This is a genomic window from Pseudomonas sp. NFPP07 (genome assembly GCF_900115645.1).
GTDB lineage: Bacteria > Pseudomonadota > Gammaproteobacteria > Pseudomonadales > Pseudomonadaceae > Aquipseudomonas > Aquipseudomonas chlororaphis.
In genome coordinates this window covers 79,391-88,676 of sequence record NZ_FOXG01000010.1, presented here as the reverse complement: position 1 = coordinate 88,676, position 9,286 = coordinate 79,391, and the positions used below count along the sequence as shown (strand labels likewise).

General features: G+C 63.2%; 8 protein-coding genes and 1 pseudogene. 8 read left to right on the top strand and 1 reads right to left on the bottom strand.

Features of this window, described 5'->3' with window-relative positions:
- Together BM019_RS24595 and BM019_RS24590 are read left to right on the top strand one after the other, a co-directional pair.
- A pseudogene (locus BM019_RS24595) lies at nt 1–330 on the top strand (hypothetical protein); the annotation flags it as partial.
- A complete protein-coding gene (locus BM019_RS24590) occupies nt 327–2,573 on the top strand; it encodes a lipase family protein (RefSeq protein WP_092420982.1) in 2,247 nt (748 codons plus the stop codon). The pseudogene BM019_RS24595 and the gene BM019_RS24590, both read left to right, overlap by 4 nt.
- 133 nt (nt 2,574–2,706) lie before the next feature.
- Here the strand turns inward: BM019_RS24590 and BM019_RS24585 are convergent, their stop codons facing one another.
- Nucleotides 2,707–3,132 carry a helix-turn-helix domain-containing protein gene (locus BM019_RS24585; protein ID WP_062822746.1) on the bottom strand — a complete coding sequence of 142 codons (426 nt, stop codon included), beginning with the start codon at nt 3,130–3,132 and terminating at the stop codon, nt 2,707–2,709.
- 278 nt (nt 3,133–3,410) lie between these two features.
- On the opposite strand from BM019_RS24585, the gene BM019_RS24580 reads away from it, so the two are divergent.
- The 6 genes from BM019_RS24580 to ycaC all read left to right on the top strand — a co-directional run bounded on the left by BM019_RS24580 (nt 3,411) and on the right by ycaC (nt 9,176).
- On the top strand, nt 3,411–4,400 hold the full coding sequence (locus tag BM019_RS24580) for an MBL fold metallo-hydrolase (protein ID WP_092420979.1): 990 nt from the start codon (nt 3,411–3,413) through the stop codon (nt 4,398–4,400).
- 35 nt (nt 4,401–4,435) lie between these two features.
- Nucleotides 4,436–5,359, top strand: coding sequence for a LysR family transcriptional regulator (locus tag BM019_RS24575; protein ID WP_092420976.1), 924 nt, complete (start codon nt 4,436–4,438; stop codon nt 5,357–5,359).
- Nucleotides 5,360–5,485: 126 nt separating this feature from the next.
- Entirely contained in the window at nt 5,486–5,902 is a 417-nt protein-coding gene (locus BM019_RS24570) for a DoxX family protein (protein WP_009044356.1), read from the top strand.
- Entirely contained in the window at nt 5,895–6,524 is a 630-nt protein-coding gene (locus tag BM019_RS24565) for an antibiotic biosynthesis monooxygenase (protein WP_009044355.1), read from the top strand. Before BM019_RS24570 ends, BM019_RS24565 begins: the two co-directional genes overlap by 8 nt.
- Before the next feature lie 118 nt (nt 6,525–6,642).
- Nucleotides 6,643–8,481 (top strand): amidohydrolase, encoded by a 1,839-nt coding sequence (locus BM019_RS24560; RefSeq protein WP_009049582.1) that lies wholly within the window; start codon nt 6,643–6,645, stop codon nt 8,479–8,481.
- A gap of 68 nt (nt 8,482–8,549) precedes the next feature.
- Nucleotides 8,550–9,176, top strand: coding sequence for an isochorismate family cysteine hydrolase YcaC (gene ycaC, locus BM019_RS24555; RefSeq protein WP_028682128.1), 627 nt, complete (start codon nt 8,550–8,552; stop codon nt 9,174–9,176).
- Nucleotides 9,177–9,286 lie beyond the last annotated feature (110 nt).

The following is a 9,286-nucleotide window of genomic DNA, read 5'->3' as shown; positions in this document are numbered from 1 at the left end:
CGCTATATCACCAAGATTCTCGACTGCAAAAAAACGGATGCATCCGGCGAGCGATTGAAGAGCCGCCCCTTTGCGGCCTATACCCTCGACGAACTGCCGGGTAAAACCGTGAAGATGAAGATCAAGCTGGCCGACGAGGAGAGGCCGTACATGAAGGACACCTGGGTCAAGGTGCCCGGTGGCTGGAAACGCTGCATGGGCGAAAGTTTCGAAGATCAAGATGCGTTTTGCTTTGGCAACTACAAGGATTTCAGTACCTTCAGAATGCCCGGCGGCCGCATCTGCACCATCTATCCGGGCTGCACCGAAGACAAGGAGGTGACCCCATGAGCCTTGAGCCGATGGAAGAATGGGAGCGGCCTTTCTTCGATACGCGTATGCATGCTTGTCCGATGCAGACACACTCAACCAGTTTTCAGTTGGTGGATGAAACGGGCGACGGTACACCCTATGCCGGTTTGGCGTATGAGGCCACCGACTATGAAGGCGCCATCTACTTGGGGATCCTGGACGAAACAGGATCAGGCAAGGTCAATCGACACTATTGTGGGCCAGTGGTGCTCAAGGTTGATCAAGCCTATCAGGGAAGTGATAAGACATATGTACGTAAAGTCGGAAGAGAACACTACCCGCTACCTATCACTGAGTTGCAAGTGCGCGCCGAGAAGACCCGCTTTCTGAATTCAAGCGGCGCTCGTACTCAGTCCAACCCCGCGCAAGCCCAAGCCGGTTTCTTCTGCCAGGTCGAGGTGAGCGAATTGGTGGCGCATCGTGCCCACCTACCGCCGTTGGCACCGCGCAATTTTCCGCCCCAGCACCATGTGCACTCGCTGATGCGCCGGCCCTCAGAAGCGGCCGCCATGGCGGAATTGGGATTTGGCCCCACGCCTCCTAAGGTGCAGGGCATTGCGCTATTACCGAACAAACACCATGTGCTGGAGGTGCGTCCGCTGCGGGCACTGAGTCCGGTCCTGTCCACGGGCGAAGAATTCTGCTCACTCAATCTGTACCAGTTGGCACTGATGGCAACCCTGAGCTACAGCCCGTTTGGTCAGGTCCCTGCTACACAGCCGGTGGTGAGCGATAGCGTGAGCTTCCCGACGCAACCCAGCGTCGGGAACTGGTTTGGCGATGCCTTGGCCAAGTCTGATGAGCTTTGGCAAGTGGACGCGCAACAGGCGGGCGGGAAGACCTATTACCCCTTGTATGCCGATGTAGCGTATTCCAAACGTCTAGAGATCGTACCCTTCGACCCAGAGTTGTACCCGGATGTGAACAGCCCCGACCTGGGGGTGAGACAGGAGCATCCCGACAGGCTTCACTACTTTGACGATGCGAAAAAAGACAATCGCACCGATTCTCAGGCGTTCATCACCCATAACGATGAACTGATTTTACTAGCGGTACGGGGTACAGCCGGCGGCGCTGATGTGCTGCGCGATTTGGATGCTGCACAAGTGCCCTTCGAGAAGACCAACGGCAAGGTGCACAACGGCTTTTATGGCTCTGCCAAAGTGGTCCATGAATTCGTCACCACTTACTTGGACAAATTCTACAGTGGGCAAAAGCTGGTGATCACCGGCCACAGCCTGGGCGGTGCGGTGGCCCTGTTGGTCGCTGAAATGCTGCGGAGCAACCAAAAATATGCTGCAAATATTGTGCTCTACACCTACGGCAGCCCACGCGTAGGCGACAAGACCTTCGTGGAAAACGCTAAGGCTTTGGTGCACCACCGCATAGTCAACCAGAACGACCCGGTGCCGAGTGTCCCGGCGACCTGGATGAACACCTCCTGGCGTATGTCGGGGATGGGCGCTGTGCTTACGTTCTTCAATCCTGCCCTCGGGGGGGTGGTCTTGTTCCTCAGTCCCATCAACATCACCGGCGAACCCTACACACACCACGGCACTCTGCGCCATTTCATGCCAGTGTCGTTTGCCGATGGCCACAAGTCCGCAATCCTTTGGACGCCCGGGTGTAAAACGATTACCGAGCGGGGTGGTGCGGCGGTCTGCGCCAAGGCGCTGGATGCCAAGAATGGTTTGCCAAAGCGAGGGGGACTGCTGCAACAAATGGTGGATAACGCCCACCACAAGATGGTCGTCAGCTACATCCCGCATTGCTGGGCCTCCTTGCGCCGTGCGCAAGAGGCTCTGCAGGAGGGGCGCACCCTGGTGACTTCGACTGAGTATGATCGGGTCCATGAAGCGCTACAGGACTTCGAGACACAGTTGAGAGAAAAGGAGGCGGCGGCACGCGGTTCTGTCAGGGAACGCCAGATCGTAGGTCCGCTGCGCGCTGAAATCGGCAGGTTGCAAGAGACCGCCGCGCGACTGAAAGACCTGAGCGAAGAACGTGTAACCGAGGCGAAGGTATACGGACGGGTTGCCGAGCAGCCCGAGGTATTGGTGATGAGTCTGGACCGCTGGCTGGCGCACTCCTTCAATCGCACGCAGGAACAACTTGCGATGGCGCCGCCAGATGCCGACAGCAACGATCGTGCGATTGCTGCTTTGGTCGGCGGCCACGTCCCGGGCACCACCTTCAATCTGGACATCGATGCAATAGGGTAGAACGAAGCAACAAGGGGGGCTTCCCAATTGCCCTCCTGCCGGTCTCGCGCTCAATGAGCCACAGCAGCCTTGGCTATCTCCGTGCGGCTTGCCAGATTCAAGCCCGTGATACGACAAGATTCGAACCGCGGCCTTATGCGCTCGCCTGGTCGAGGCAGGGGCGGGCGCCCAGGACCCGACACCGCCAGGCAAACGGATTGATGCCTTCGCTGTGGGTGAAGATGTGGCAGAAGTGCGCCTGGTCGCAGAAGCCGCATTCCAGGCTGATCTGCGTCAGGGTCAGGTCGGTGTTGCGGATCAGTTGCTTGGCCCGGGCGATGCGCTGGCAGCGAATCCACTCCTGGGGGGACAGGCCGGTGCTGCACTTGAAGGCTCGGGAGAAATGGCTGCGGGACAGGGCGCAGGCGCGGGCGAGTTCGGTGACTTCCAGGGTGTCGCTCAGGCCGTCGAGGATCATTTGCTTGACCAGGCTTTCGCGCCAGGGAGAAAGGCCGCCGGGGGTGGTTTTTCGGGTTTGCGGGGCGGGTGCCCTGACGGCGTTGTGCTGAGCGTGGGCCATGACGAAATTCCGTGTCGGTGGGCATGCGCCGGCGCACCGCGGGGTGGGCCGGGCGCTTCCCGATTTAGAAAACAGGTCTGCGCAGAGGGCTCCATTCTTGGTGGCAGGGCGGGGGCTTGCGAGTTAAACGTTGTTAATTCCGCTCAGCCGCAGGTTGCGTATTCGCGGCAACTGAGCACATGCCTGCAATTTTCGCGGTGCGCTGGCGGTGCATGATCGACCGGGTGCGGCTGGCTCGGGAGTGGCCGTTTTTCTGACTCGATCGAAAAGGTGAAGGCATGACGCATTCTCTGCTGTGCACGCTACGCGGAGCAGCCCTGGCATTGGCCCTGACATCGCTTGGCGCCCAGGCGCAGGCACCGGTCCAGGGCACCCAGGTACCCGGTTACTACCGCCTGGCGGTGGGCGACTACGAAGTGACGGCGCTGTTCGATGGCTACAACGACCTGTCGCCGAAGCTGCTCCAGGGCATGACCCAGGGCCAGATCCGCGCCTTGCTGGCCCGTCGCTCGATCGAGACCCCGGGGGTACAGACCGCCTTCAACGCCTTTTTGGTCAATACCGGCAAGCAACTGATCCTGGTGGACACCGGCGCCGGCCAGTGCATCGGCGCCACCGCCGGCATGCTCACGGCGAACATGCAGGCCGCCGGTTATCGCCCGGAGCAGGTCGACGCCATCCTGCTCACCCACCTGCACCTGGACCATGTGTGCGGGCTGGTGGATGGCCAGCAGCAGCCGCTGTTCGCCAATGCCACGGTCTACGCCGCCCAGGCCGAAGCCGACTACTGGCTCGATCCGCAGGCGCTGGCCAAGGCGCCCGCCGGTGCCCGGGAGTTCTTCAAGATCGCCCAGGACTCCACCGCCCCGTACCGCGCCGCCGGACGCTTCAAGACCTTCGCCAGCGGCCAGTCGCCGGTGCCGGGCGTCGAGGCCCGGCTGGAGGCCGGGCATACCCCGGGCAGCACCACCTACCGCTTTACTTCCCAGGGCCAGAGCATCCTGTTCATGGGCGACCTGGTGCATAACCTGGCGGTGCAGTTCGAGCATCCGGAAGTGTCGATCCGTTTCGACGTCGACAACCGGCAGGCGATCAAGAGCCGGGCCAAGGTCTTCAGCGAGGCGGCCAGCAGCAAGACCTGGGTGACCGCGGCGCACCTGCCGTTCCCGGGCGTGGGCCATATCGCCGCGGTGGGCGGGCATTTCCAGTGGGTGCCGGCCGAGTACGGGCCTTACCAGCGGGCGGCCAGGGTGCCGATGATCGAGTGACGTGCGCTGGCTGAACACACAAGGGGACCGTACCGATGAACCGTAACGATCTGCGCCGCATCGACATGAACCTGCTGGTGATTTTCGAGGCCCTGATGTTCGAAAAAAACCTGACCCGGGTCGCCGAAAAACTGTTCATGGGCCAGCCCGCGGTGAGCGCCGCGCTGGGCCGCCTGCGCGACCTGTTCGACGATCCGCTGCTGTTGCGCAACGGCCGCGGGATGGAGCCGACGGCCCGGGCGCTGGTGATCCTCAAGGAGCTGCAACCGGCGATGGACGCGATCTCGGGCGCGGTCAGCCGGGCCAAGGAATTCGACCCGGCGACCAGCTGCGACCTGTTTCGCATCGGCCTCTCGGACGATGCCGAGTTCGGTCTGTTTCCGCCGCTGTTGAGCCGGTTGCGCGAGGAGGCCCCGGGCATAGTCGTGGTGGTGCGTCGGGCCAACTACCTGTTGATGCCGGCCTTGCTGGCCTCGGGGGAGATCTCGGTGGGGGTCAGCTACACCACCGAGTTGCCGGCCAATGCCAAGCGCAAGAAGCTGCGGGACATCGGCTGCAAGGTGCTGCGCGGCGACAACCGGCCCGAACCCTTGACCCTCGATGAATACTGCCGGCGGCCCCACGCCATGGTGTCGTTCTCTGGCGACCTGAGCGGCAATATCGACCTCGACCTGGCCAAGGTCGGGCGCACCCGCCGCGTGGTCCTGGGCGTGCCGCAGTTCAGTGGTCTGCGGGCCTTGCTCGCCGGCACCGAGATGATCGCCACCGTGCCCGACTACGCGGCCTGTGCCCTGGTCGAAGGCTGCGCCCTGCGCGCCGAGGACCCGCCGTTCGCCATCGAGGCGGCGCAGCTGTCCATGGCCTGGAGCGGGGTGCATGACAACGATCCGGCCGAGCGCTGGTTGCGCTCGCGAATCGCCCAGTTCATGTCCGAGCCCTTGAAGATCCACGCGGCCTAGGTGCGGGCGGTCGATCCGGACTCTGCGGCAAGAGAGCACATACATTCAATTTTTCCCGCCCGCGCAGCGGCACCATGCAATCTCGGCGGCGATGCCGGGGATCTTTCAAATTGTGCGGGTGCGCCAATGAACGCTTCACCTTGGGATGAACGGGCCCGGGACCTCGGGCTGCTGTTTTTGCGAGTCAGCGCCGGGCTGTTTCTGCTGTGGGTGCACGGCCTGCCGAAGCTGCTCGACTACAGCGCGGAACTGCAACGCATCGAAGACCCGTTCCGGCTGGGCGCCAACCTGACGCTGATGCTGGCGATTTTCGCCGAGGTGCTGTGCCCGTTGCTGATTGTCGCCGGGGTGGCGGTGCGCCTGGCGTGCCTGCCGATCCTCGCGGTGCTGCTGGTGGCACTGCTGGTGGTGCACCCGCAATGGAGCCTGGCCGAAGGCCAGTTCGCCTGGCTGCTGTTGATCCTGTTCAGCAGCATTCTTATCGCCGGCCCGGGACGGCTGGCCCTCAATGATCGTTTCGCCGGAGCCTTGCGTTATGTCTGATTCCAATCGCCTCGAAGCCACTGCGCGGCCGGACTCCGATGAGGTCGTGACGCTGATCGTCAAGCACCGGGTCAAGGCTGGCCTGGAAGCGCCCTATGAAGCCTGGTTGCGGCGCATTGTCGGGGTTGCCGGACAGTACGAGGGGCATCTGGGCGTGGACGTGATTCGCGGCAAGAGCGGCGGCCTCGACCTGTTCACCTGCGTGCTGCGCTTTTGCTCCACCGAGGCGATGCAGCGCTGGCTCGACTCGCCGCAACGTCGGGCACTGGTGGACGAAGCCGCGCCGATGCTGGCCGACGGCGACCAGACCGAAGTCCACCCGGTCCATGAATTCTGGTTTTCCATCCAGACCGACACCGCTTCGCCACCGCCACGGTGGAAACAGGCGCTGTTGACTATGCTGGTAATTCTGCCGCACACCCTGCTGGTGCCGCTGATCTGGGGGCCTGTGCTGCAACTGAATGCCTGGCTTGGCAATTACGTGGTCGCCACTTTCCTGATCACCCTGACCATCGTGCTGTCGGTGGTCTATCTGTTCATGCCCCTGGCGACCCGGCTGTTCGCCCCCTGGTTGCAAGCCTCTGCCACCGATCGACACCTGGAGCCCGGCCATGGCCAATAACGATGACCCGACCGATCCGCTGCGCCGCCGCTTGCTCGCAGCCGGGTCCTTGCTCAGCGCCGCGGCGGCTTTCTGGCCGCGCCTGTCCCTTGCCTCTTCCCATTCAGAAGGACATCCGATGAACGCCGATCTGATTCTGTTCAATGGTCAATTCCACACCGTCGACCGCGAGAAGCCCCGCGCCAGCGCGGTTGCCATCAGCCAGGGGCGCTTCGTCGCCGTGGGCACCGATGCCGAGGCCATGGCCCTGCGCGGCAGCGCCACCCAGGTCATCGACCTCAAGGGTCGCACGGTGATCCCCGGCCTCAACGACTCGCACCTGCACCTGATCCGCGGCGGCCTGAACTACAACCTGGAGCTGCGCTGGGAAGGCGTGCCGTCGCTGGCCGACGCCCTGCGCATGCTCAAGGACCAGGCCGACCGCACGCCAACCCCGCAGTGGGTGCGGGTGGTGGGCGGCTGGAACGAATTCCAGTTCGCCGAAAAACGCATGCCGACCCTGGAAGAACTCAACCAGGCGGCGCCGGACACCCCGGTGTTCGTCCTGCACCTGTACGACCGCGCCTTGCTCAACCGCGCGGCCCTGCGCGTTGCCGGCTATACCCGCAACACGCCGAACCCGCCGGGCGGCGAGATCGTGCGCGACAGCAACGGCGAGCCCACCGGCATGCTGGTGGCGCGGCCCAACGCGATGATTCTCTATTCGACCCTGGCCAAGGGGCCGAAGCTGCCGCTGGAATACCAGGTCAACTCGACCCGCCAGTTCATGCGCGAACTCAATCGCCTGGGCCTGACCAGCGCCATCGACGCCGGCGGCGGTTTCCAGAACTACCCGGACGACTACGCGGTGATCGAGCAACTGGCCCGGGAGCAGCAGTTGACGGTGCGCATTGCCTACAACCTGTTCACCCAGAAGCCCAAGGAAGAACTCACCGACTTCAAGAACTGGACCGGCAGCGTCAAGCTGCACCAGGGCGACGACTTCCTGCGCCACAACGGCGCCGGGGAAATGCTGGTGTTCTCCGCCGCCGACTTCGAGGACTTCCTTGAACCGCGTCCGGACCTGCCGCAGACCATGGAACAGGAACTGGAACCGGTGGTGCGGCATCTGGTGGAACAGCGCTGGCCGTTCCGCCTGCACGCCACCTACGACGAATCGATCTCGCGCATGCTCGACGTGTTCGAGAAGGTCAACCGCGACATTCCATTCAATGGCCTGCCGTGGTTCTTCGACCACGCCGAAACCATCACGCCGAAAAACATCGAGCGGGTGAGGGCGCTGGGCGGCGGCATCGCGATCCAGGACCGCATGGCGTTCCAGGGCGAATACTTTGTCGATCGCTACGGTGCCAAGGCCGCCGAACAGACCCCGCCGATCAAGCGCATGCTGGCCGAAGGCGTGCCGGTGGGCGCCGGTACCGATGCCACCCGGGTCTCCAGCTACAACCCCTGGACGTCCCTGTACTGGATGGTCAGCGGCAAGACCGTGGGCGGCATGGAGCTGCACGCCGAAGGCCTGCCGCGGCAGACCGCGCTGGAACTGTTCACCCATGGCAGCGCCTGGTTCTCCTCGGAGCAGGGCAAGAAGGGCCAGATCAAGGTCGGCCAGCTGGCGGACCTGGCGGCCCTGTCCGCGGACTTCTTCAGCGTCGAGGAAGAGGCCATCAAGTGGATCGAGTCGGTGCTGACCGTGGTCGACGGCAAGGTGGTGTACGCCGCCGGCGACTTCTCCAAGCTTTCGCCACCGATGGTGCCGGTGCTGCCGGACTGGTCGCCGGTGGTCAAGGTGCCGGGGCACTGGCGTCCGACTTCGCCGCTGGTGGCTCAGGTGCACCAGTGCAGCGGCCCGTGCGCGGTGCACTCCCACAGCCACGAGCGGGCGCGCCTGTCGAATGTGCCGGTCAGCGACTTCCAGGGTTTCTGGGGCGCCTTCGGCTGCTCGTGCTTTGCCTTCTGACGATCAACAACAGTGCCGGCCACAGTGGCCGGCGCCCATAGCGACATCCATCCACCTAGGAGTTTCACATGAGCAACGTACCCTACAAACGTCTGGACATTAATGACGCCGTTGTCTTGTTGGTCGACCACCAGACCGGCCTGATCTCGCTGGTCCAGGATTTCTCGCCCAACGAGTTCAAGAACAACGTGCTGGCCCTGGCCGACTGCGCCAAGTTCTTCAAGCTGCCGACCATTCTCACCACCAGCTTTGAATCCGGCCCGAACGGCCCGCTGGTGCCCGAGCTGAAACAGATGTTCCCGGATGCGCCCTACATCGCTCGCCCAGGCCAGATCAATGCCTGGGACAACGAAGACTTCGTCAAGGCGATCAAGGCCACCGGCCGCAAGCAACTGATCATCGCCGGCGTGGTGACCGACGTCTGCGTGGCGTTCCCGACCCTGTGCGCACTGGAAGAAGGTTTTGACGTGTTCGTCGTGACCGACGCCTCCGGCACCTTCAATGAGGTGGTGCAACAGGCTGCCTGGGCCCGCATGTCAGCCGCCGGCGCGCAACTGGTCAACTGGTTCTCCGTGGCGTGCGAGCTGCAGCGCGACTGGCGCAACGACATGGAAGGCCTGGCCAACCTGCTGTCGCAGCGTATCCCGAACTACCGCAACCTGATGAACAGCTACTCGGCGTTCACTGCCAAATAAGCTTCGCGTCATCGCTGAGCTGAAAAAATGCCCGCCATTGTGCGGGCATTTTTTTGCCTCGCGGACAGCGCGGTCCCTGTAGCCGCTGCCGCAGGCTGCGATCGGCGGCG